This is a genomic window from Roseateles sp. P1_C6 (assembly GCF_056406315.1).
On sequence record NZ_JBFUAK010000019.1, the window covers coordinates 1 to 22,943 of the forward strand.

Sequence of the window (22,943 nt, forward strand, 5' to 3'; positions counted from 1 at the left end):
AGGCAGGCCGAGGTGATCCATCGGCGCGGGCCGTGGAAGACCAAGCAGGCGGTGGAGCTGGCCACGCTGGAATGGGTGGCCTGGTTCAACCACCACCGATTGATGGAGCCGCTGGGCTACATCCCGCCGGCCGAGTTCGAGGCCAACTACCATCGACAACGCGCTGGTCAGGCCGCGACCGTCTGACTTAAACCAATAGGCCTCCGCGATTGCCGGGGCGGTTCAGGATGGACTTCTAGCACGGTGACAAGCGATCCTGCGTGACCCTTGTGCGCTCCAGCGATAACGCGAACGAAGTCATTGTGGAAGAACGCGACGCCAGGAATGGCATCCCGGTTCAGAAAGGCTTGGCCGAGGTGGAGCGATCGCATTCGTGACGCTTAACGTTGAAGCTGAGCCGAAGGCGGCGGCTCGCCGACGCGAGTCGGCTCGAGCGCCAGGTTAGGCCACGGGCCCCGCTCAGACGGACGGAAAGATGTCGTCGCGCTCCGCGTACGGCTGTTTGTCGATTTCCGGAAAAGCGGACTCGTAGTGACCCCAGCCCATGCGTTCATAGTATTTCGTCATCGCGTCGAAGGCATTGTCGGCCTCGACGGTCCAGATGAGTCGCGCGTCAGGCTCCAGGAGTGCTCGGTTCCGTTCTCCGGCTGGGCCTGCTAGGCAAAACGTCTGACTGGATGCCGAAGCCCATAGTTCGTGGAGCATTGCTGGGGCCTAACGTTGAAGCTGAGCCGTGAGCGGCGGCCTGCCGACGCGAGTCGGCTCGAGCGACTGGTTAGACCGCTGCATTTAAGACCCGGCGCGCACTGCGTCCCGATTCAATCCAGCGGACAGCGAGATCGTGAAATGAAGCGCCCATGCTTGTCATTTGCGCGCACGAACTCTTGACGCCAGTCGCGTACGCGCGGGCGAGCTTCAGGGCGTCCGTCTCGCGACCTTCATGAATTAGGCCCGTAACCAATGTGATCGCGTATGCCCCTCGCAGTACTTGGTTCGGATGTGCCGCAACTAGGTCTGAGAACCTGGCCGATTCCATTCTGACTTCCCATGGGCTTAAGTTCGATTCAAGCAGCCGAGCAAGGGCGGCAGCGACTTGATCCGGGGTTTGGCCAGGTTGCTCTAGGTCGCTTTCAAGAATCGGCAATCCGGCGCACGTAAACGCGCCCAGCGCCCGAAAGGAAAGTGGCTGGTCCTGGTTCTCTTCGACTCCAAGGATGTCCCAAAGAATGGGATCCAAATCCATCGGCTTGAAGCTCAGTACTGCACTGGTGCGCGCATCGTTGCGATGCACAGATACGCAAAGTGAGACAAAGCTATCACCAGACCTTGCAAAGATCTGATTCCCGCTCTTCTTCCAGGGAGTACCACGCAGGCATGCCCCAACAGCTGCCAGTAGCTGCTTCTCGAACTGCGACCTCTGTTGGTAAAGCGTGGCCATGTATTTGCGGTCTAACGTTTGAGCTGAGGCTCGAGCGCCGGGATGGCGCTTGGCCCGCGAGACGGATGATAAGAACGCCTGGCTCGCGGGCCAAGTGCCATGCCGGTGCGAGTCAGCTCCAGCGAAGGGTTAGGCCGCATCTGGCGCCGGTGACCAACGCTGGAAGCCTGCGTACTACACGGGATAGGTGAAAGGCTCGACCTGGATGAACGGATCAAGCCAGAGACGGAAGCCGTACGGGGCAGCAGATGTTTCGTCGTATCGCCCCGCGAATGCCTTAGTGGCAGCGAACTCAAAGTATTGGCCTCGCCTGTCCCGCACAACGCGAACTGCCGGACAACTTAGCAAGTTGACCTTCATTAGGGGCTGAGCTTGCTGATCGCAAATGACCTCGATAGAGATGTCGCCGTCTAGAGGCCAGATTGTCAGGTCGAGTGTCACGCCTTGACGCTGCACCTTGTACTGATAGCAGATGCCTTCCGCGTCTTCGATCGGAGCGACGCCAAGTGCTTCTAGAAGGCTGGTCGGGTCCCACACAAACTCTGGCATATGCGGCCTAACGTTGAAGCTGAGCCGAAGGCGGCGGCTCGCCGACGCGAGTCGGCTCGAGCGCCAGGTTAGGCCACGGGCCCCGCTCAGACGGACGGAAAGATGTCGCGCTCCGCGTACGGCTGTTTGTCGATTTCCGGAAAAGCGGACTCGTAGTGACCCCAGCCCATGCGTTCATAGTATTTCGTCATCGCGTCGAAGGCATTGTCGGCCTCGACGGTCCAGATGAGTCGCGCGTCAGGCTCCAGGAGTGCTCGGTTCCGTTCTCCGGCTGGGCCTGCTAGGCAAAACGTCTGACTGGATGCCGAAGCCCATAGTTCGTGGAGCATTGCTGGGGCCTAACGTGTTCTAGGGCGACAGCCATTGCTGCATAAAACCGCAGCGGTCGTCGCAAGTGTTTGATGGGCAATGACTATGCCCATAAAACATCGGCAAAAGCGGCGCACGGTTACAACGGCGCTGGTGAGTTTTTCCGCCGGTTCGCGTCAGCCAAGATCAGCGCAGTGATCGCCCCGGCCACCAGCACGCCCAAGCCGCTGAGCGTCACCCCAATCGGCACGCCCGCTGCCTCGCAGCCGGCGTAGCCAGCCAGCATCACCAGCACACTCAGGTTCTCGTTGAACCCTTGCACTGCGATCGACCGCCCCGCGCTCAGCAGCGTGGCACCGCGGTGCTGCAGCAGTGCGTTCAGCGGCACCACCATCGCGCCGCCCACGGCGCCGACGAGGGCCAGCACGACGGCCGCAACCGCCACGTCGCCGACCTGCGCCACCACCGGCATCAGCAGCCCCAGGGCCACGCCGGCCCACAGCCCGCGGCGCGCCTGGTGCAGCGCCAGCCAGCGCCCCGCCGCCGCCGCGCCGCCGATGACGCCCACCGCCACGGCGGCCTGCAGATAGGCCGCCTGGCTCAAGGGCAGCGCCAGCGCCACGCCGGCCCAGCGCAGCACGGCGAACTGCAGCGTCGCGCCGACGCCCCAGAACAGCGTCGTCGCGGCCAGTGACAGGCCGCCGTCGCGGTCGCGCCACAGCAGTCGGTTGGCGGCGCGGAACTCGCGCAGCAGCGTGACTGGGTCATGCGCCAGGCTGCGCTGGCGCTGGCCGCTGTCGCGGATGCCGGCATTCAGCGCGCTGGACAGCGCATAGATCAGCAGCAGCGCCGCGAGCGAGCCGGTCAGCTTGTCGGCAGGCAGGTCCCAGCCGTCGCACGCGAACGCCAGGCCCGACGCCAGCCACTGCGGGCTGACGAGCGCGCCGCCCAGCACGGCACCCAGCAGCGCGGCGGATACGACGCTGATCTCTATCCAGCCATTGGCCTTCACCAGTGCTTCGGGTGCGGCCATCTCGGTGATGAGGCCGTATTTGGCCGGCGCGTAGGCCGCGGCCCCCAGGCCCACGACGGCCAGCGCGGCGACGGGGTTCAGGCCCAGGGCCAGCAGCGCCAGGCCCACCATCTTGACGAGGTTCATCGCCGCCATCACGCGGCCCTTGGCGAAGGCGTCGGCCAGCGGCCCCACCCACGGCGCGAGCAGCACATAGGCGGCCATGAAGCCGACCTTCAGCAGCGGCGCCCACCAGGTCGCAAAGCCTTGCTGCGTCAGCAGCGCGATGGCGACGATCAGCAGCGCGTTGTCGGCCAGCGCGGACGCGAACTGCGCACCGATGACGAGGCTGAAGCCGCGCGGCAACGTCGGGCGCGCGGTGCAGAGGGCGGTGGCGTCGGTAGAGGTGGCATGCACGAGTGCCGCACTGTGACGGCGCTGCGTGAATTGCCGATGACGCGGCGGCCGTCGTCAGGGCAGCGGATGCACGCGCGGCTCGCGGTCCCACTGCCGCGTCGCGGCGGCCTCGACGAAGACGAGGGCGTTGCGGTCCAGCGCGCACACGCCGTCGTCGGGCACGAGGTGCAAGGCCTCGATGAGCACCTTGCCGCCCTCGTCGTGGCCGATGGCCTTCAGGTGCGAATAGGCCTGGCGCACGAAGGTGGCGGCGGTGTCGTCCTGCGCCAGCTGCTGCGCGGCGGCGGACGACAGCACCAGCGCGACCGCGTCGAACGCGGCCGCGGGGCTGCCGGCCAGGCGCGCGTCGGCGGGCTGGTGGCTGCCGTCGTTCAACGTGGCGCCACCGATGCGGGGGCTGAGCTTCTGCACGCGCGCACCGGCCTTGCGCAGCGCCTTGTCGACAGCGGCCAGGCGCCTCGCGTCGGAGTCGTCGCTGTACACGATGGCCACGCAGCGGTCCTGCAGCGATGGCGGGGTCTTGTCGATGATGCCCAGGGCCGGCGAGGGTGGCAGGTCCTGCACAGGCGCGGCAGGCTTCGCGGCGGGCGGCAGCGTGGCCATGCCGAGACCGGCCGCGACACGGCGGGCCAGGTCGGTGTCGATGACGCGCAGGTGGCCCACCATGCGTTCGCGCACGGCCGGCGTCTCGACCTTGGACAGCTCGAAGACCAGCGCGGACACGATGTGGGCCTGCTCCAGTGCGTTCTGGCTGTGGAAGAACATGCGCGCCTGGCTGTAGTGGTCGGCAAAGCTTTCGGGGCGAATGCGGCCCTTGGCGTCCCCCTCGCCCGGTGCCGCAAAGCTGGTGAAGCCGCGCTGCGCCTCGTACGGCGCGTCGGCCGCCAGGCTGCTGGGCTCGTAGGCCACGCGGCCCGTGGGCACGCGGGTCTGCATGTGGCCGTCGCGCGTCTGCGTGTGGAAGGGGCACTTGGGCGCGTTGATGGGCAGCTGGTCGAAGTTGGGCGTGCCCAGGCGCGACAGCTGCGTGTCCAGGTAGCTGAACAGGCGGCCCTGCAGCAGCGGGTCGTTGGAGAAGTCGATGCCCGGCGGGATGTTGGCCGGGCAGTAGGCCACCTGCTCGTTCTCGGCGAAGTGATTCGCCGGGTTGCGGTTCAGCGTCATGCGGCCGATGACGGTCAGTGGCACCAGCTCCTCGGGCACCAGCTTGGTCGGGTCCAGGTGGTCGAAGGGGAAGGTCTCGGCCTCGGCCTCGGTGAACAGCTGCACGGCCAGGTCCCAGGCCGGGAAGCGCCCCTCGTCGATGCTGGTCCACAGGTCGCGGCGGTGGGCGTCGGGGTCGGCGCCGGCCAGCTGCACGGCCTCGTCCCACAGCGTGCTCTGCAGGCCCAGCACGGGCCGCCAGTGGAACTTGGCGAAGATGCTGCGGCCGCGTGGGTCCACGAGGCGGAAGCTGTGGATGCCGAAGCCCTCGATGAAGCGCAGCGCACGCGGCAACGTGCGGTCGCTCATGGCCCACATGACCATGTGCATGCTCTCCGGCATCAGCGAGATGAAGTCCCAGAAGGTGTCGTGGGCGCTCGCGGCCTGCGGGAAGCCGCGGTCGGGTTCCATCTTCACGGCGTGGATCAGGTCGGGGAACTTCATCACGTCCTGGATGAAGAACACCGGGATGTTGTTGCCCACCAGGTCCCAGTTGCCCTCGGGCGTGTAGAACTTGACGGCGAAGCCGCGCACGTCACGCGGCGTGTCCACGGAGCCCGCGCCGCCGGCGACGGTGGAGAAGCGCACGAACACCGGCGTCTTCTGGCCCACCTCGGTCAGCACGCGCGCGGTCGTGTGCCGCGCCAGCGAGGTGTGCAGCTCGAACACGCCATGCGCCGCCGAGCCGCGCGCATGCACGATGCGCTCGGGGATGCGTTCGTGGTCGAAGTGCGTGATCTTCTCGCGCAGGATGAAGTCTTCCAGCAGCGTCGGCCCGCGCGCACCGGCGCGCAGCGAGTTCTGGTTGTCGGGGACGGGGATGCCCTGGTTGGTCGTCAGCGGCGGGTGCTCGCCGCCGGCCGGGTGGTGCAGCTCGCCCCCCTGGCCGCGTTGGGCCTTGGGCGGGTGAGCTTCGGTGCGGGGCGGCTTGGGCATGCGTGACTCCTGGCGATGACGGGGCGGGGGGGGGGCCATCGCACTCTAGAAAGTCCGCTCGATGCGGGATGTAGGACTGGGCGACTTGCGAAGCTGTATTTATATACAGTATCGGCATGGACGTTAAAAACAAGCTCGCCGTGCTGGCGGACGCCGCCAAATACGACGCCTCCTGCGCGAGCAGCGGTGGCGACAAGCGCGATTCGCGCGATGGGCGCGGCATCGGCTCCACCACCGGCTCGGGCATCTGCCATGCCTACACGCCGGACGGCCGATGCGTGTCGCTGCTGAAGATCCTGCTGACCAATTGGTGCGTGTACGACTGCCTGTATTGCATCAACCGCAAGTCCAGCGACACGCGCCGGGCGCGCTTCAGCATCGACGAGGTCGTGCAGCTGACGCTGTCCTTCTACCGTCGCAACGTCATCGAGGGGCTGTTCCTGTCCAGCGGCATCATCCGCACGCCCGACTACACGATGGAGCAGGTCATCGAGGTGGCGCGGCGGCTGCGCGAGGAAGAGCACTTCAAGGGCTACATCCATCTGAAGACCATCCCCGACGCCAGCCCCGAACTGGTGGAGCGCGCCGGGCGGTGGGCAGACCGGCTGTCCATCAACGTCGAGCTGCCCAGCGCGGCCAGCCTGGCGCAGCTGGCGCCGGAGAAGAACGCCGATGGCATCGCCCGCACGATGTCGCGCATCCACCTGCGGCTGCAGGCCGCGAAAGAGGCCAGGCGCGAGGCGTCAGCGGTGCGCGCGCTGCCCGGCGCGAGCGCGCGGGCCATCACGCCGCCCGCGTTTGCGCCGGCGGGGCAGAGCACGCAGCTCATCGTCGGTGCCGACGCGTCCGACGATCGCGCCGTGCTGCAGCTGTCCAGCCGGCTCTACACGGGCCAGGGCCTCAGGCGCGTCTACTACTCGGCCTACAGCCCCATCCCGCATGCCAGCGCCGCGCTGCCGCTGCAGGCCGCACCACTGCTGCGCGAGCACCGGCTCTACCAGGCCGACTGGCTGATGCGCTTTTACGGCTTCGGTGCCGATGAGATCGTCACCGAAGCGGGCTTCCTGTCGCTGCACCACGATCCCAAGCTCGCCTGGGCGTTGGCGCATCCGGCCGGCTTTCCGCTCGATGTGGACCGCGCACCGCGCGAGGCCTTGCTGCGCGTGCCGGGGCTGGGCGTGGGTTCGGTCGACAAGCTGCTGGCCGCGCGCCAGGGCCGCCGCCTGCGGCGCGCCGACCTGCTGGCGCTGGGCCCAGCCGCGAAGCGCGCGCTGCCCTTCCTGATCGCGGTGGACCATCGCCCGCGTGCGGCCGACGTGCAGGCGCTGGCCCGCCCGGCCCAGCCGGCGCCGCAGCAGGTGGCGCTGTTCTGATGCAGCTGCCGCTGCGTCATCCCGCCGACTGGGCCTGCTTTGCCGCGCAGTTGCCGGCGCTGCTGGCCGGTGACACCACGGACTGGACGCACGACGTTGGCGCGCAGGCCGCGCTGTTCGACGACAGCGTCGAGCCCGGCCAGGCGGCGTGGGCGCCGCCCGTCGGCTGGGACGAACTGGGCCGTCGCGTTGCGATGCACGCCGACGACGCGCGCTACGCCCGCCTGCTCGCGTTCGCCCGCCGCCTGCAACGCGAGCCGCTGCTGTGGGCCGACGTGCTGGACGCCGAACGCCGCCGCCTGCAGTTGCTGGCCCGGCAGGTGGACCGCGAGATCCACAAGATGCACGCCTTCGTGCGCTTTCGCGAGGTGCCGGACGCCGACGCGGCCGGCGGGCGCCGCCATGTCGCCTGGTTCGAGCCGGCCCACCACATCCTGCGCGCCGTGGCGCCTTTCTTCGTGCGCCGCTTCGCCCAGCATCCCTGGGCCATCCTGACGCCGCTGGGCTGCCTGCACTGGGACGGCCGGCAACTCAGCGGCGCCGGCCCCGCCAGCCGCGACGACGCGCCGCCCGAGGACGCCGGCGAAGCGCTGTGGCTGACCTACTACCGCAGCATCTTCAACCCTGCGCGCCTGAAGATCGCGGCGATGAAGAAGGAGATGCCGGTGCGCTATTGGGCGCAGCTGCCGGAAGCCGCGCTGATCAGCGAACTGGTGCGCGATGCACCGCGGCGCGAGGCGCGCATGCGGGACGTCTGATCGCGCCCGCCCGCGTCCGGCGAGGCAGGGCCGGGCGAGGACTTCAGGTCCGCTCGAACAGCAGCGCCAGTTGACTGGCGATCAGCAACTCCTGGCGCGTCCAGGCGCGCGTGGCGCGTGCATCCACCAGCCACAGCGCGCCGGCCAGTTGGGCGCCGTCGTACAGCGGCACCTCGATGCGAGCCTCGGCCGCGCCCGGCAGCCCGGCCAGCTCGGCATGGCAGGGGTGCAGGGCCGCGTCCGGCAAGGCCAGCGGCGCGCCGTGGCGGGTCAGCAGGTCGATGTAGCGCGGCTGCAGTGCGGCGTTCAGGCCGCCCTCGCTGCCCAGCGTCCAGCGGATCACGCTGGCCAGGCCCAGGATGCGCGCGCTGGCCGCCTTCAGTTCGGCCAGCGCCTCCAGCGGCGTGGCCGCGGCCAGGCGCTGGCGCTGGCCGCACAGGTGCAGCAGCAGCTCCTCCGGCGTTACGGGCGCGCCGACGTCCTCGGCCGGCGGTGCGGCGAGCGTGGCGCGGGCCGGCAGGCTCAGGCGTTCGATCTCGGATTGCAGGGCCAGGTGTTGCCAGAGGTGCTCCAGCGCGCCGGCGGCGTCGCCCTCGGTCTGCAGCAACTGGGCCAGTTGCAGATGCGCCTGGCGCGCCTGCGCGCGGGACTGGATGCGCTGCGCCAGCGCCAGCGCGTGGCGCGTGGAGCGCACGGCGGCCGCGGTGTCGCCGCGGGCCAGCGCGATCTCGGTCCACGTGCGGCTGGCCGCGGCCTCCAGCCAGGGGTAGCCGCGGCGGGCGGCGATGTCCAGTGCCAGCCGGCAGTCGGCCACGGCCCAGTCCATGCGCTGGCGAGCCAGCGCGGCGCGGGCCAGGTGCCAGTGCGCCTCGGCCTCGAAGACATGGTGGGCGCCGCGCCGCGCGGCGGCGAGGCCGTGGCTGAAATGACGCTCGGCCGCAGGCAGGTCGCCGGTCTCGAAGCTGCCCACGCCGATGTTCAGCGCCAGCTTGGCGGCCAGATAGCTGTCGTCCGCCTGGTTGCCGAGCTGGGCCAGGTGCTCGCCGGCATCGCGCATCTGGCGCAGGCCGCGCGCCCAGTCGGCCTGCGCGTAGTGGATCTGGCCCAGGCCGATGCGCGCGGCCACGCCGGTCTGCAGATGGCCGCTGACTTCGGCGAGGTCCAGCGCGCGCGACCATTGCTCGCTGGCGAGCTGGTACTCGCCCTGTTGATAGGCGATGCGCCCCAGCGCCTCGCACACGCGCGCGGCCTGCACGGGGAAGTGGCCGGCCGCGGCCTGGGCGCCGGCCTGCTCCAGCGCCGGCAGCAGCTCCAGCGCGTGGCCGCGCGGCTCCAGCAGGCCGAAGCGCGCGTAGAGGGCATCCACGCCGACAGCGGTGTCGCCGGCCGTGAAAGCGTTTACGCTCAACGCCGCCAGCAGTCGATCTGCGGCCGGTGGGTGGCGTTGCGCGACGCGGGCGATACGGCCCAGCAGTTCCGCGAGGGCCTCGCTGGCAGCAGGTTGAAGGGTGAACACGGCGGCGGTATCGGGTTGGTTTCTCACTGGTATTCTTGTCGATTCCGAGTGCGCGCCGGCGCTGGATTCCGAGAATGCGGGATCACTGGCTTCGGGACTCTGCGTAGCCTACACCAGCGGCCGTAGACCAGTTTAAAACCAATTGACGTCCCTGGTCGTTGGTATTAGAGTGGTATCGATTCAAGTCCATCGACCATGCCGCTCGTTCTCGACCCCTCACTTTTGACTTCCCGTGACTCAGGCCGGCCCGTGCGCTGGTGGGTCGGCATCGACGGCGGCGGCACCAGCACGCGGGCCGTCGTGGCGGATGCGGCCGGTCGGGTGCTGGGCCGCGGCGAGGCCGGCGCGTCAGCGCTGGGCCAGGGTGCCGAACAGGCCTGGCGGCATGTCGCCGAGGCCGTCCGCCGCGCTGGCGTGGCCGGCTTGGAACTGCAGGATTGTGCGCTGGGCCTCGGTCTTTCGGGCACCGGCGTGCCGGCGCAGTTGCAGGCTTTCGTGGCCGCCGACCCCGGTGTCGCCCGCTTCACGCTGGTCACCGACGGCCTGGTCGCGCTGCTGGGCGCGCATGGCGGCCAGCCCGGCGCGCTGATGATTTCCGGCACGGGCTCGGTCGCCGAGGCGCTGCTGCCCGACGGCAGCCGGCGCATGGTGGGCGGCTGGGGCTGGCAGATCGGCGACGAGGGCAGCGGCGCCTGGCTGGGCCAGCAGGCGATGAAGCTGGCGCAGGCCGCCTTCGACAGCCGCGCCGCCGCCGGCCCGCTGGTGCAGGCCGTGTGGGCCCAGACCGGCGCCACGCGCGAGGCCATGCTGGCCTTTTGCGCGCACGCCGGCCAGGGCGGCTACGCCGGCCTTGCGCCGCTCGTCTTCGAACATGAAGCCAGCGACCCGGCAGCCGCCGCGCTGCTGGCCGACGCCGCCCGCGCGCTCGATGCGCTGGCCGCCGCCCTTCACTCGACCCTGCCGCTGGCCCTGGCCGGCAGCATCGCGCTGCGCCTGAGCGACCGCTTCAGCCCGGCCCTGCAGTCCCGCCGCGTCGAACCCCAAGGCGATGCCGCTGCCGGCGCGCTCTGGCTGATTCAACAGGAAACGACCTCCGCATGAGTGCTGTCTTCAATTTCAAGCCCGATCCCAACGCGGCCTCGCCGCTGTACATGCAGCTGGCGCAAAGCCTGGCGCAGGCCATCCGCGAGGGCGTGTTCCACGCCGACGAGGCGCTGCCGTCAGAGCGCGTGCTGGCCGAGCAGCTGGAGCTGTCGCGCGTCACCGCGCGCAAGGCCATCGATCGATTGGTGGAGCAGGGTCTGATCATCCGCAAGCGCGGCTCGGGCAATTACATCGCGCCCAAGCTGGAGCAGCCGCTGACGCGCCTGACCAGCTTCTCCGAAGAGCTGCACCAGCGTGGCTTCATCCCCAGCTCGCGCTGGCTGCTGCGCGGCTTCACGCCGGCGGCGCCCGACGAGCAGCTGTCGCTGGAGCTGAAGAGCGGCGAACGTGTCGCGCGGCTGGAACGGCTGCGCCTGGCGGACTCGGTGGTCATGGCCTACGAGGTCTCGGTGCTGCCGCAAACGGTGCTGCCCGACCCGCAGAAGGTCGATGCCTCGCTGTACACCCACCTGGGCGACCGCGCGCCGGTGCGGGCCCTGCAGCACATCCGCGCGCTGAACGCCGACGCGAAGCTGGCCGGTCTGCTGGAAGTGCCGCTGGGCGCCGCGGTGCTGTTCATCACCCGGGTCGGCTATCTGGCCTCGGGCCAGGCCGTCGAGCTGACGCACTCGTACTGCCGCAGCGATTACTACGACTTCGTCGCCGAGATGAGGCGCGACTGATGAGGCTGACGCTGGACGGCGACGCCGTCACGCCGCAGGGTGTGATCAGCGGGCGCCTGGAGATCGAGAACGGCCGCATCGCCGCGATCAGCGGCGACGCCATCGACCCCTCGCGCGCCGGCGAGGGCGGCCGGCCCATCCTGCTGCCCGGGTTCATCGACACCCATGTGCATGGCGGCGGCGGCCGCGACACGATGGAAGGCGGCGACGCCATCACGACCATTGCGCGCCGCCACGCCCGCCACGGCACCACCGCGCTGCTGGCGACGACGATGACCGCGCCGGTGGGCGAGATCGAGGCGGCGCTGAAGGCCCTGGGCCCCATCTGCCGCGAGCGCGGTGCGCAGTCGGCCCGCGTGCTGGGCGTACACCTCGAAGGCCCTTACATCAGCCCCGACCGGCTCGGCGCCCAGCCGGCGCATGCCATCCCGGCGACGCTGGCCGAGGTGCAGCGGCTGAACGACTTCGCGCCCATCAAGGTGCTGACCATCGCGCCCGAGATGCCCGGCCACATCGCGCTGATCGGCCCCCTGCGCGACGCCGGCATCCGCGTGCAGATCGGCCACAGCGCCGGCGGCTATGACGACGGCGTGGCCGCGATCAACGCCGGCGCGGCCGGCTTCACCCACCTCTTCAACGCGATGACGGGCCTGCACCACCGCGAGCCCGGCATGGTCGGCGCGGCGCTGGCGCATGGCGAGCATGCCGAGCTCATCCCCGACCTGCTGCACGTGCACCCCGGCGCGATCCGTGTGGCGCTGCGCTGCATCCCGGGCCTGTTCTGCGTGACCGATTCGACCGCCGCCGCCGGCATGCCCGATGGCGAGTACCGCCTCGGTGAATACACGGTGCAGAAGTGCCTGGGCGGCGTGCGCCTGGCCGACGGCACGCTGGCCGGCAGCGCGCTGACGATGGACCAGGCGCTGCGCAACCTCGTGCAGGGCGTCGGCCTGACGCTGCCCGAGGCGTCGCGGCGCGTGTCGACCGCGGCGGCCGAATACCTGGGCCTGACGGACCGAGGGCGCCTCAGCGCCGGTGCGTGGGCGGATGTGGTCGTGATGGATGCGGCGCTGAGCTTGCAGCGCGTGTTTGTGGAAGGTGAAGAGATCGATGTCGTCGCTGATGCTTGAGGAGGCGCTGAGTGCGCCGGACGCGGTGGCCCGCCAGTTGGCGGCCGACCCGCTGAGTTATGCCCGCCTGGGCCAGGCGCTGCAGGACGTGCCGCCCACCAGTGTGCTGACCATCGCGCGCGGCAGCTCCGACCATGCGGCCCACTACCTGGCGTATCTGGTCATGGCGCGACTGGGCCGGCTGGTCACTTCGCTGCCCATGTCGCTGATCACGCTGTACCAGAGCCGCATCCACTGCGAGGGCCTGCTGTCGCTGGCCTTCTCGCAGTCGGGCCAGAGCCCGGACCTGATCGCGCCGACGAAGTTCTTCCGTGAAGGCGGCGCACGCACGGTGGCCTTCGTCAACGCCAGCGGCTCGCCGCTCGCGGCCGCGGCGGAGCACGTGTTCGAGCTGCACGCTGGTCCGGAGAAGAGCGTGGCCGCGACCAAGAGCTACATCGCCCAGTTGGTGGCCGGTGCCCGCGTCGTGGCCGCCTGGCAGCAGGACGACGTGCTGCGCGCCGCGCTGAACGTGTTGCCCATCGCGCTGGAGCAGGCGGCCAAGCTGGACTGGAGCGCCGCGCTGCCGGTGCTGCAGGGCGCGGACCGCCTCTTCGTGCTGGGCCGCGGCACGGGCCTGGCCGTCGCGATGGAAGCGGCGCTGAAGCTGAAGGAAACCTGCGGCATCCAGGCCGAGGCTTTCTCCGGCGCCGAGGTCAAGCACGGCCCGATGGCGCTGGTGCGCGACGGCTATCCGCTGTTGGTGTTCGCGCCGCGCGGCCCGGCCCAGGCCGGCCTGCTGGCCATTGCCGAGGAAATGCGCAGCCGCGGCGGCCGCGTGCTGCTGGCCGCGCCCATCGGCACCCCGGGCGCGGAGCTGCCGCTGGTCACGACGGGCAACGAGGACCTCGATCCCATCGCCCTCGTGCAGAGCTTCTATCCCATGGTCGAAGCGCTGGCGCGTGCACGCGGCTTCAACCCCGACGTGCCGCCCAACCTGGCCAAGGTCACCAAGACCCACTGAGAACTGCCATGAGCACTTTTGACCCCGGCCGTCTGGTGATGGTCGACATTCCCGGCAAGGCCCTCGACGCCGAGACCGCGGCCTTCCTGCGCGAACAGCAGATCCGCTCGGTCTGTCTGTTCCGCAAGAACATCGGCAGCGAGGACGAGGTCAGGGCGCTCATGCGTGACCTCATCGCGGTGCTGGGCCCCGAGGCACTGATCGGCATCGACCAGGAAGGCGGCGCCGTCGTGCGCGTGACCTTCCTGCCGCAGCCGCCGTCGGCGATGGCGCTGGGCGCCAGCGGCGACGCGGACCGCGCCGAGGCCGTCGGCGCGGCCGTGGCGCGCGGGCTGAAGTCGCTGGGCATCAACTGGAACTTCGCGCCGGTGCTGGACGTCAACAACAACCCGTCCAACCCGGTCATCGGCGAACGCAGCTTCTCCAACGATCCGGTCGAGGTCAGCCGCCTGGCGGCCGCGTGGATGCGCGGTTCTCTGAAGGCCGGCGTGGCCTGCTGCGTGAAGCACTTCCCCGGCCATGGCGACACGCATGTGGACTCGCACCATGCGCTGCCCACCGTCGACAAGTCGCGCGCCGAGCTGAACGCGCTGGAGCTGGTGCCCTTCAAGGCGCTCGCGTCCCAGGCGCCGGCCATGATGACGGCCCACATCGTCTACCCGCAGATCGACCCCGACCGGCCGGCCACGCTGTCGCCGCAACTCATCGGCGGCATCCTGCGCCAGGACTGGGGCTATGACGGCGTCGTCATCACCGACGCGCTGATGATGAAGGCCGTGGCCGAGCGCTTCGGCTACGCCAAGTCTGCCGTGATGGCCATAGAGGCTGGGGCCGACATGGTGCTGGCGCAGGGCTCGCAGGCGGAACAGCTGGTCGCCATCAACGCGCTGCGGCAGGCCTTCGACAGCGGCCGCCTGACGCGCGATCAGGGCGACACCGCCTGCCGCCGCCTGGACCGCCTGGCCGCCGCCTACCCGGCCCGTGCCGTGGACGACAGCGCTGCCCGCACGGCCGACCACGCACTGATGGCCGAGGCCTGGGCCGCGGGCCTGACCGCGCTGCGCGGCGCCAAGCCGCCGGCGCTGAACGCGCCCATCCGCGTCATCGTGCAGGGCGATGTGCCCACCGACATGGTGTCGGAAGCCGGCCCCACCGGCCGCCAGGCGGTCACGCTGTTCGACGGCTTCACCGACGCGCAGGTGCAGATGGTCGACGACATCGCCCAGCTCGACTGGACCACGGTGCCCAAGGACGGTCGCGTCAACGTGCTGGTGTCCACCCGCCGCGCGCGCTACGGCCTGGCGGCATCCGAGTGGCGGCCCGACCTGCACCTGTCGCTGTGGAACCCCTACCAGGCGCTGGACGTCGCCGGCCCGACGCTGCTGAGCTGGGGCTTCGCGCCGGGCGCACTGGCCGGCATCAAGGCCTGGCTGGAAGGCCGCGCACAAGCCAGCGGCAGCGCGCCGGCGGGGCTGCAGTGATGGACGCCGCCACTCGCAACCCCATGCGCTGGGTGCCCACGCTGTACTTCGTGCAGGGCATGCAGTTCTTCGTCGTCATGCTCATCGCGGGCCTGATGTTCAAGAACCTGGGCGTGGCCAACGACGACATCGCCGAATGGACGGCCGCGCTGGGCCTGGCCTGGGCCATCAAGCCGCTGTGGAGCCCCTTCCTGGAGCTGGCGCGCAGCAAGAAGCTCATCGTCGTCGTGGCGCAGTATGTCGGCGCCGTGGGGCTGGGGCTGATGTCGCTGGCGCTGCACCTGCCGCACTGGTTCGGCGCGGCCATCGTCGTGCTGTTCCTGATCGCCTACGCGTCGGCCACGCACGACATCGCCTGCGACGGCCTCTACATGGCCTCGCTGGACAGCAAACGCCAGGCCACCTACGCGGGCTGGCAGGGCGCGTTCTTCAACGGCGCGCGCTTCTTCATCACCGGTGTGGTGCTGAAGCTGGCAGGTTATCTGGAGGGGCAGGTCGGCGCGGTCAACGCGTGGTCCGGCGTCTTCCTGATGCTGGCCGGTCTGGTCGCCATCCTGGCCACCTACAACGCGCGCTTCCTGCCCGGCACGCTGAGCACCGAGCACAGCGAGCTGACGGCCTCCGGCGTGGCGGCGATGCTGAAGAGCGTCATCGCCGACTTCTTCCGCAAGCCCGGCATCTGGCGCGCGGTGCTCTTCATCGTCATGTTCCGCTTTGCCGAAGGCCAGGTGCAGACCATCGGCCCGCTGTTCTTGCTCGAAGCACGCGACAAGGGCGGCCTGGGCCTGACGACCAGCCAGGTCGGCGACGTGTACGGCTGGGTGGGCACGGGCGCCTTCCTCGTCGGCTCGGTGCTCGGCGGCTGGGTCACCAGCAAGCTCAGCCTCAGGCGCGCGATGCCGCTGCTGGTGCTGGCGATGGCCGTGCCCAACGTGACCTTCTACTACCTGGCCAGCACGCTGCCGCAGGACATGCTGCACATCGGCGCGGCCGTGGGCGTGGAGATGTTCGGCTACGGCTTCGGCTTCGTCGGCATGATCCTGTACATCATGCAGGCCGTGGCGCCGGGCCGCTTCCAGACCGCGCACTACGCGCTGGGCTCGGGCGTCATGCAGCTGGGCTTCATCCTCAGCAAGTTCATCAGCGGCAAGATCCAGATCGCGATGGGCTACGAGCACTTCTTCGCGTGGACCATCGCCTGCGGCCTGCCGGCACTGCTGCTGCTGCTGTGGGTGCCGATGCCGCGCGCGAGCGCGCCGGCCGAGGCGGTGCCCGCATGAAGGCCGCCGTGGCGCTGCTGGCCCTGGTGGCCGCGCCGGCATTCGCGGCCGGCGAGTTCTTCGACGACTTCCTGCAGCCCGACCTGGACGCGCTGCGCGCCGCTGGCTGGGTCGTGCGTGAAGGCACAGGCCACCCCGGCCTGCCAGGTTCGCGCTTTGCGCCCGGTCAGCTCACGCTGGACGGCGGCCTGCTGAAACTCAAGCTCTCCACCGACGGCACGCCTGCCAACACGGTGCTGGCCCAGCTCTGCGCGCCGCGCAAGTTCCTCATCGGCACGACGACGGCGCGCGTGCGCTTCCGTGACACGGCGGGCTCGCGCGATCCCATCATCCAGAGCTTCTTCCTGGCCGGCCCGCTGAAGCACGACTACGACCCCGACTTCAGTGAGGTCGACTTCGAGTACCTGCCGCATGGCGGCTGGGGCGAGCCCGAGACGCGCCTGTACGGCGTCAGCTGGCAGACGGTGCGCATCGACCCCTGGGAGTCGTTCAACCAGGCGTCCATCCTGCAGGGCTCGTTCAACGGCTGGCAGCTGCTGACCGTGCAGGTCGAGGCCACGCGCACGCGCCACTACGTCAACGGCCGGCTGATCGGCGAGCACACGGGCCGCAATGTGCCGGCCAAGGCCATGGCCATCAGCTTCAACCACTGGCTGTCCGCGGGCGCGCCCGAGGGTGGGCCGCGCGCCTACGAGTTCGACATCGACTGGGTGCTGCACGCGGGCGGCAAGACGGTTAGCCCCGCGGCGATGCAGGCCCGCGCCGAGCAGCTGCGCAAGAAGGGCGTGGCCCGCACCGACACCGTGGCCGACGTGGGCCTGAAGAGCGAATGCAACCTATGAAGAAGACCTTGATCGCCGCGCTGGCGCTGGCTGCGGCCGTTGCCCAGGCTCAACCGAAGGCGCCCGTCGTCGGCACCTACATCCTGGCCGAGCGCGGTGTCGATGTCGTCGAGCAGCTCAAGCCCGGCCGGGTGACGCACCTGCTCTACGCCTTCCTGCTGATCTGCGGCGAAGGCCAGCGGCCGCAGGAGGCAGCGGCCTGTGCGGGCAAGCCGCAGTTCAGCATCGCGCCGCATGCCGATCAGGACACCTTCTCCGCGGCCTTCCAGCGCCTCAAGAGCCGTGACCCCAAGGTGCAGGTGCTGGCCTCGGTCGGTGGCTGGGGCGGCTCGGACCCGTTCTTCCACCTCGCGGCCACGGCCGAAAGCCGCGCGGCCTTCGTGAAGTCGTCGACGGACTGGCTGCGCGCCCACCCGGGTTTCGACGGCCTGGACATCGACTGGGAGCACCCCGGCTCCAACGGCGCCGCCAACGGCGTGCCGCTGGGCAGCAAGGCCGACGGTGAGCGCTTCGTGCAACTGCTGCAGGACCTGCGTGCGGGCCTGGACACGCTGGGCCGCGAGGCCGGCCGCCATTACGCGCTGACCGTCGCCATCAACACGACCAGGGAGCAGCTGGTGCGCATGCCCATGGGCCGTGCGGCGAAGTCGCTGGACCTGGTCTTCATGATGACCTACGACTTCGCCGGACCGTGGACGAAGAAGGCCGCCAATCACACGCCGCTGCGCAGCGCCGACGACCGCAGCCTGCAGGCGTCGGTGGCCAACCTGAAGGCCGAGGGTGTGCCGGCGAACAAGCTGGTGGGCGGTGTGGCCATGTATGCGCGCGGCTTTGACGGCGTGAAGGCCGACGGCAGCTATACCAAGCCCTACCCGAGCGAGGACGGCTCCATCGCCTTCAAGGACCTGGGCACGCTGGGCCTGAGCGCCAAGTTCGACAAGCGCAGCCAGTCCTGGGCCATGGTCGGACCCGGCAAGTTCGTCGGCTACGACGACCCGCGCGCGGTGCGCGCCAAGGTCGCATTCGCCAAGAAGGCTGGCCTGGCGGGCGTGTTTGCCTGGGAGCTGAGCCAGGACAACGGCGAGATACTGGATGCGATGAACACCTTGCAGCAACCGTGAACAGCGGGCGGTCTCGGCGCATTGCGTCGGTCGACGCGCTGCGCGGCTTGGCCGTCGCAGCCATGCTGCTGGTCAACAACCCGGGCGACTGGGGCCATGTCTACGCGCCGCTGGAGCATTCGGTCTGGCATGGCTGCACGCCCACCGACCTGATCTTCCCGTTCTTCCTGTTCATCGTCGGCGTGTCCGCCGCGCTGGCCCTGGGGCCGCGCGTGGACGCCAGCGCCGCACCGTGGTCGCTGCAGTCCGCCGTGGTGCAGCGCGGGCTGCGCATCATCGGGCTGGGCCTGGTCTTGCACGTGCTGGCCTGGTGGCTGATGGGCAAGCCCGAGTTCCGCGTGATGGGCGTGCTGCAGCGCATCGGCCTGTGCTTCATCGTCGCCGGCGTGGCGGCCATCCGCCTGCGCGCACGCGGGCAGTGGGTGCTGCTGCTGGTGCTGCTGATCGGTTACGGCGCCTTGCTGCTGTACGGCAGCCCGACGCTGGACAAGCTCGGCAGCCTGAACCAGCGCGTCGACACGGCCGTGCTGGGCCGCTGGGCCTACGAGTGGGACGCGGCGACCGGCAGGGCCTTCGACCCCGAGGGGCTGCTGTCCACGCTTGGGGCACTGGGCAGCACGGTGCTGGGCCTGCTGTGCGGCGGGTTGCTGCGCCGCGAGCAGGTCCGCGGCCTGCTGTTGACGGGTATCGCGGCGGCACTGGTCGGCTGGTGGTGGTCGGCCTGGCTGCCGTGGAACAAGCAGCTGTGGACGCCGTCTTTCGTGCTCTGGACCGGCGGCCTGGCGGCGGTGGCGCTCGCCGCCTCGCATCAATGGATGGACCGCTGGGGCCATCGCCCCTGGGGGCGCGCCTTCGGGCTGAACGCGATCGGCGCCTATGCGGGGGCCTGGATGTGCACGGTGCTGCTGGCCGCCACCGGCTGGATGGCGCCGCTGTACCGCACGGTGTTCGGGCCGCTGGGCGCGAAGGTCGGGCCGGAAGGCCAGTCGCTGGCGTTCGCCGTCGCCTTCGTGGCCGTGTGGGCCGTCATCGTCTGGGCGCTGGACAAGGGCCGGCTGTACTGGAAGATCTGAGCCGTGCATGACGACGCGTTCGCCCTCCGCATGCCGCCGGACATCCGGTCGGTGCAGCTTGGCGAGCACTCCATCGTCTTCATCGACAACTTCCTGGCAGACCCCCAGGCGCTGGTCGACGCGGCGCGCCAGGCGTCCTTCGAGCCTTGCCCCGGCGCCGATGAACGCCGGGGCTACCCCGGCGTGCGCGCACCGGCGCCGACGGCTTACTCCGAGAGCCTGACGGCGCTGCTCGAGCCGCTCATCAAGGTCAACTTCGGCGTGCCCGAGTCGTTGCCCGTGTTGAAGACGCCTTGCGCCTTCTCGCTCACCACCGTGGCGCCGCACGAGCTGGGGCCGCTGCAGCGCGTGCCGCACTTCGATGCCAGCACGCCGCACTACATGGCCGTGCTGCTGTACCTGTGCGACGACCGGCACGGCGGCACGGCGTTCTACCGGCACCGGGCCACCGGGCTGCAGCAGATCACCGCGGAGAACCGCGACCGCTACGGTGCGCTGATCTACGACCAGGTGGACCGCCAGCCCGCGCCGCTGCGCTACTTCGACGACTCCGACGAACAATTCGAGCTGCTGGGCGTCATGCCCGCACGCTTCAACCGCTTGGTGGTGTACCGCGGCAGCCTGCTGCACTCGGCCATCGTCAACCCGCAGCGCTTGAGCAGCGACCCGCGCACGGGGCGGCTGACGGTCAACACCTTCTACGACTTCTAGCCTTCAAGAAAAAAAGCCCGGCGGCTGCCGGGCTTGAAGGAGACAAGCGAGAAGAGATCAGAACTTGGCGGTCAGACCCAGCTTGTAGGTCGTCTCGCCCTTGAAGGACCAGGCCGGGTAGCCGGCGCGCAGCGGGTCCTTGATGCCGGTGTTGCTGGCGGCGGCGGCACCGTACTGGACGTCGTCTTCCTTGGTCAGGTTGACCGCGTCCAGGCTCAGCTTCAGCCACTTGTTGATGTTCCAGCCCAGGCTCAGGTCCAGCGTGCCGTAGGCGTCATGCATGCGGTTGCCGTACCAGTAGGCGCCTTCGCGGATCATGTACTTGGAGCGCCAGTTGTAGGCCAGGCGGCCGGAGTAGCTCGCGGTCTCGTAGTAGCCCACCAGGTTCATGTTGTGCTTGGAGGCCTGCGTGAAGACGCCCAGCTGGTCGATGTAGCTGCTGGCCGGCGCGTTGCCTTCGGTGAAGGTGTAGTTGCCGATGACGCCGAAGCCGTTGCCGAAGCCGTGGTTGGCCTGCAGCTCCACGCCGCGGATGCGGCCGCCGCCGGCGTTCTCGAAGCTCTGCACCGTCCAGTTGTCCACCTTGGTGAGCGGGTCGATCAGGCCCACCTTCTGGTTCGGCGTGGCCTTGGCAACGACGAAGTTCGAGATGTCCTTCACGAAGAAGGTGGCGGACAGCAGGTTGCCGCGGCCGTAGTAGTACTCCAGGCCCAGGTCGGCCTGGCTGGACTTCATCGGCTTGAGGCCGACGTTGCCGATGGTCCAGGTCTCGTTGTTGGGCCGGTCGTCGTTGTAGCCGGACACCGTCACGCCGAACATGTTGGCAAAGTTCGGGCGGGTGATGGCCTGGGACGCCGTGGCGCGCAGCACCAGGGCCTTGCTCAGGTCGAAGGCGATGTTCAGGCTGGGCAGCACGTCGTTGTACTGCGCGCCGGTGACCGCCGTCGTCTTGGCCCAGTTCTGGTTGCCGCTGTACTGGTCGGCCGGCGTCGTGCCGTCGAACTTGTAGCCGGTGCTGGTGATCTTGGTCGAGATGTAGCGCAGGCCGAAGTTGCCGCGCACGCCCTCGGTGTCGAACTCGAACATGCCGTAGGCCGAGCGGTTCTTCTCGTTCAGCTCACCGTAGCCCGAACGGTCCTCCACCCAGCCGGAGATGTTCTTGCCGGTGTTGCTCAGCATGGCGCCGATGTCGGCGCGCGGGATCGTCCAGCTCGCTGCGTCCACCGAGCCGTTGAACAGCGAGGCCGTGCTGACGGGCGCGATCGTGGCGTTCCAGATCGGGCGGAAGCTGCGCTTCTCGAAGGTGTGGTCGGCGAAGCGGACGCCGGTCTTGAACGCGCTGATGACGCCCCAGTCCAGGTTGAAGGTCGCGTCGAGCTGGGCGAACTTCTCCTTGTCCTTGTTCGGGCCGGCCGACGTGGCCCAGGTTTCCGGCGACATCTGCGCCGGCAGTGCGCTCACGCCCCAGGACTGGTTGTTCGACGGGTTGATCTGGATCTGGTGACCCGTGGCGTCGATGGTGCCTTGCCAGTTCGGGCGCGTGAAGGGGCCGGCGGCGCCGTCGAAAGCGGCGGTCTGGTAGTTGGTCGTGATCGACGTGCCACCCTTGGCCTTGGTGTTGCCGAGCACGAAGTCCAGCTTGCCGTTGGCCAGTTGGTAATGGGCATCGGCGACGACGCTGTCCGAGTCCATGCTGGCGCCGCGGGCCCAGACCTGGAAGAACTTGTGGGGCAGCGGATTGGCGGCCGTGGTCGTGCTGTGCAGGCACATGCCGTTGGGGTTGAACGCGGAACTGACGGCGGTGTTGCGCTTGTCGCAGTTCGCGTCGTGCATCAGGTAGTCGCTGGCGTTGGAGCTGTCGGCATCCAGCTTCATCTTCAGCACGTTCAGGCCCAGCTCCAGCCCTTCGACGGGGCGTGCCTGCAGCGCGACGTTGAACGACGTGCGCTTGCGTTCCTGCACGAAGGCCGTGGGTGCCACGTCGCTGTTCCAGCGGCTGTCGGCCTCGACGCCATTGCGGATGTAGTTGCCCTTGGACAGGCCGGCGGCCACCAGCACGCCGAAGCCGCGGCCGGGCGTGCGCCAGCTGTAGAGGCCGGACACTTCCTTCTCGGGGTCGCTGAAGGTGCTGCGGCTGTAGTGCGTGCTGACGAAGACGGTGTTGGCGTCCAGGTCCAGCGGCTTGCGCGTCTTGACGATGACCGTGCCGCCGATGCCGCCTTCGGTCAGGTTGGCCTGCGAGGACTTGTAGACCTCCATGCCGCCGATCAGCTCGGGCGGCAGCAGCGAGTAGTTGAACGAACGGTCGATGTCCATCTGGTCATACCAGCCGGTGGACGCGACGGACTGGCCGTTCAGCGTGGTGTAGGTCATCTGCGGGTCGGAGCCGCGGATGGACACCGACGCGCCTTGGCCGAACGAGCGTCCGACGGACACGCCCGGAATGCGGCCCAGTGCCTGGCCCACATCGGAGTCGGGCAGCTTGCCCACGTCTTCGGCCGACACCGCGTCGACGACGGCACTGGCGTTCTTCTTGATCGTCGCGGCGGTCTGCAGCGATGCGCGGATGCCGGTGACGACGACCTGCTCCAGCTGGGCCGGCGCGGGTGCCGCGGCCTCCTGCGCCTGGGCGGCGAACGACACGCTCAGCAATGTCAGCGACACGGCGGTCGCGATGGGGGTCTGCTTGACCTTCATGAACTGGTTCCTTGTTGTGGCCGATGGGCGGGCCGGCACGGCCGGGGCCCGATGGCCGATACCACTTTGAGTCCGGTTGGCGCTGGTGTCCTTCGAGGTCGGGTGCGACCAGCGCAAGGCCACTATAAGAAGCGACAAATCCACTTTGCTACCAATTTTGGCTGAGTAGTTACCCGGGTGGCTCATGGGAGGAGGTGGCGGAATGCTGCGTCTTCTCAGTAGGACAGCGGCCAGGATTGCCAAAGTGGTATTTGATTGGTGCCGATGT

The 22,943-nt window shown here is 69.2% G+C and carries 20 protein-coding genes; 13 read left to right on the forward strand and 7 right to left on the reverse strand.

Annotated features, from left to right (window positions below; all coding sequences use genetic code 11):
- Positions 1–186 (forward strand): IS3 family transposase (locus AC1D29_RS28925; RefSeq protein ID WP_477904127.1); only part of this gene is annotated, 186 nt, incomplete at its 5' end.
- 273 nt (positions 187–459) lie between these two features.
- Here the strand turns inward: AC1D29_RS28925 and AC1D29_RS28930 are convergent.
- From AC1D29_RS28930 to AC1D29_RS28950, 5 genes are all read right to left on the reverse strand, one after another.
- On the reverse strand, positions 460–705 hold the full coding sequence (locus AC1D29_RS28930) for a hypothetical protein (protein WP_477904129.1): 246 nt from the start codon (positions 703–705) through the stop codon (positions 460–462).
- 70 nt (positions 706–775) lie between these two features.
- The gene (locus tag AC1D29_RS28935; RefSeq protein ID WP_477904131.1) at positions 776–1,438 is read right to left on the reverse strand and encodes a hypothetical protein; all 663 of its coding nucleotides are present in this window, start codon (positions 1,436–1,438) and stop codon (positions 776–778) included.
- A 174-nt stretch (positions 1,439–1,612) separates the two neighbouring features.
- Complete coding sequence (locus tag AC1D29_RS28940) at positions 1,613–1,975, reverse strand: hypothetical protein (protein WP_477904133.1); 363 nt, start codon at positions 1,973–1,975, stop codon at positions 1,613–1,615.
- A gap of 460 nt (positions 1,976–2,435) precedes the next feature.
- The gene (gene lplT, locus AC1D29_RS28945) at positions 2,436–3,725 is read right to left on the reverse strand and encodes a lysophospholipid transporter LplT (RefSeq protein ID WP_477904135.1); all 1,290 of its coding nucleotides are present in this window, start codon (positions 3,723–3,725) and stop codon (positions 2,436–2,438) included.
- A 54-nt stretch (positions 3,726–3,779) separates the two neighbouring features.
- A complete protein-coding gene (locus tag AC1D29_RS28950) occupies positions 3,780–5,864 on the reverse strand; it encodes a catalase (protein WP_477904137.1) in 2,085 nt (694 codons plus the stop codon).
- A 116-nt stretch (positions 5,865–5,980) separates the two neighbouring features.
- On the opposite strand from AC1D29_RS28950, the gene AC1D29_RS28955 reads away from it, so the two are divergent.
- Together AC1D29_RS28955 and AC1D29_RS28960 are read left to right on the forward strand one after the other, a co-directional pair.
- A complete protein-coding gene (locus AC1D29_RS28955; RefSeq protein ID WP_477904139.1) occupies positions 5,981–7,237 on the forward strand; it encodes a putative DNA modification/repair radical SAM protein in 1,257 nt (418 codons plus the stop codon).
- A complete protein-coding gene (locus AC1D29_RS28960) occupies positions 7,237–7,995 on the forward strand; it encodes a TIGR03915 family putative DNA repair protein (RefSeq protein WP_477904141.1) in 759 nt (252 codons plus the stop codon). The genes AC1D29_RS28955 and AC1D29_RS28960 overlap by 1 nt, the downstream gene beginning before the upstream one ends.
- Before the next feature lie 43 nt (positions 7,996–8,038).
- Here the strand turns inward: AC1D29_RS28960 and AC1D29_RS28965 are convergent, their stop codons facing one another.
- Positions 8,039–9,511 (reverse strand): hypothetical protein, encoded by a 1,473-nt coding sequence (locus tag AC1D29_RS28965; RefSeq protein ID WP_477904143.1) that lies wholly within the window; start codon positions 9,509–9,511, stop codon positions 8,039–8,041.
- A 249-nt stretch (positions 9,512–9,760) separates the two neighbouring features.
- Between AC1D29_RS28965 and AC1D29_RS28970 the strand changes: the two genes are divergently transcribed.
- The 10 genes from AC1D29_RS28970 to AC1D29_RS29015 are packed head-to-tail and all read left to right on the forward strand — an operon-like array spanning position 9,761 to position 19,978.
- Positions 9,761–10,612: a glucosamine kinase nucleotide-binding domain-containing protein gene (locus AC1D29_RS28970; RefSeq protein ID WP_477904145.1), complete on the forward strand. Its 852-nt coding sequence runs from the start codon at positions 9,761–9,763 to the stop codon at positions 10,610–10,612.
- The gene (locus tag AC1D29_RS28975; RefSeq protein ID WP_477904147.1) at positions 10,609–11,337 is read left to right on the forward strand and encodes a GntR family transcriptional regulator; all 729 of its coding nucleotides are present in this window, start codon (positions 10,609–10,611) and stop codon (positions 11,335–11,337) included. The genes AC1D29_RS28970 and AC1D29_RS28975 overlap by 4 nt, the downstream gene beginning before the upstream one ends.
- Positions 11,337–12,467: an N-acetylglucosamine-6-phosphate deacetylase gene (nagA, locus tag AC1D29_RS28980; protein ID WP_477904149.1), complete on the forward strand. Its 1,131-nt coding sequence runs from the start codon at positions 11,337–11,339 to the stop codon at positions 12,465–12,467. Before AC1D29_RS28975 ends, nagA begins: the two co-directional genes overlap by 1 nt.
- Complete coding sequence (locus AC1D29_RS28985) at positions 12,448–13,470, forward strand: SIS domain-containing protein (RefSeq protein WP_477904151.1); 1,023 nt, start codon at positions 12,448–12,450, stop codon at positions 13,468–13,470. Before nagA ends, AC1D29_RS28985 begins: the two co-directional genes overlap by 20 nt.
- A gap of 8 nt (positions 13,471–13,478) precedes the next feature.
- Entirely contained in the window at positions 13,479–14,951 is a 1,473-nt protein-coding gene (gene nagZ / locus AC1D29_RS28990; protein WP_477904153.1) for a beta-N-acetylhexosaminidase, read from the forward strand.
- Positions 14,951–16,231: an MFS transporter gene (locus AC1D29_RS28995; protein WP_477904155.1), complete on the forward strand. Its 1,281-nt coding sequence runs from the start codon at positions 14,951–14,953 to the stop codon at positions 16,229–16,231. The genes nagZ and AC1D29_RS28995 overlap by 1 nt, the downstream gene beginning before the upstream one ends.
- Positions 16,228–17,073, forward strand: coding sequence for a glycoside hydrolase family 16 protein (locus AC1D29_RS29000; protein WP_477904157.1), 846 nt, complete (start codon positions 16,228–16,230; stop codon positions 17,071–17,073). The genes AC1D29_RS28995 and AC1D29_RS29000 overlap by 4 nt, the downstream gene beginning before the upstream one ends.
- Positions 17,070–18,194 (forward strand): glycoside hydrolase family 18 protein, encoded by a 1,125-nt coding sequence (locus AC1D29_RS29005; protein WP_477904159.1) that lies wholly within the window; start codon positions 17,070–17,072, stop codon positions 18,192–18,194. Before AC1D29_RS29000 ends, AC1D29_RS29005 begins: the two co-directional genes overlap by 4 nt.
- Entirely contained in the window at positions 18,191–19,267 is a 1,077-nt protein-coding gene (locus AC1D29_RS29010; protein WP_477904161.1) for an acyltransferase family protein, read from the forward strand. The genes AC1D29_RS29005 and AC1D29_RS29010 overlap by 4 nt, the downstream gene beginning before the upstream one ends.
- Positions 19,268–19,270: 3 nt before the next feature.
- On the forward strand, positions 19,271–19,978 hold the full coding sequence (locus AC1D29_RS29015; RefSeq protein WP_477904163.1) for a DUF6445 family protein: 708 nt from the start codon (positions 19,271–19,273) through the stop codon (positions 19,976–19,978).
- A gap of 57 nt (positions 19,979–20,035) precedes the next feature.
- Here AC1D29_RS29015 and AC1D29_RS29020 read toward each other — a convergent pair whose 3' ends face one another.
- A complete protein-coding gene (locus tag AC1D29_RS29020; RefSeq protein ID WP_477904165.1) occupies positions 20,036–22,675 on the reverse strand; it encodes a TonB-dependent receptor in 2,640 nt (879 codons plus the stop codon).
- Between the last annotated feature and the right edge of the window lie 268 nt (positions 22,676–22,943).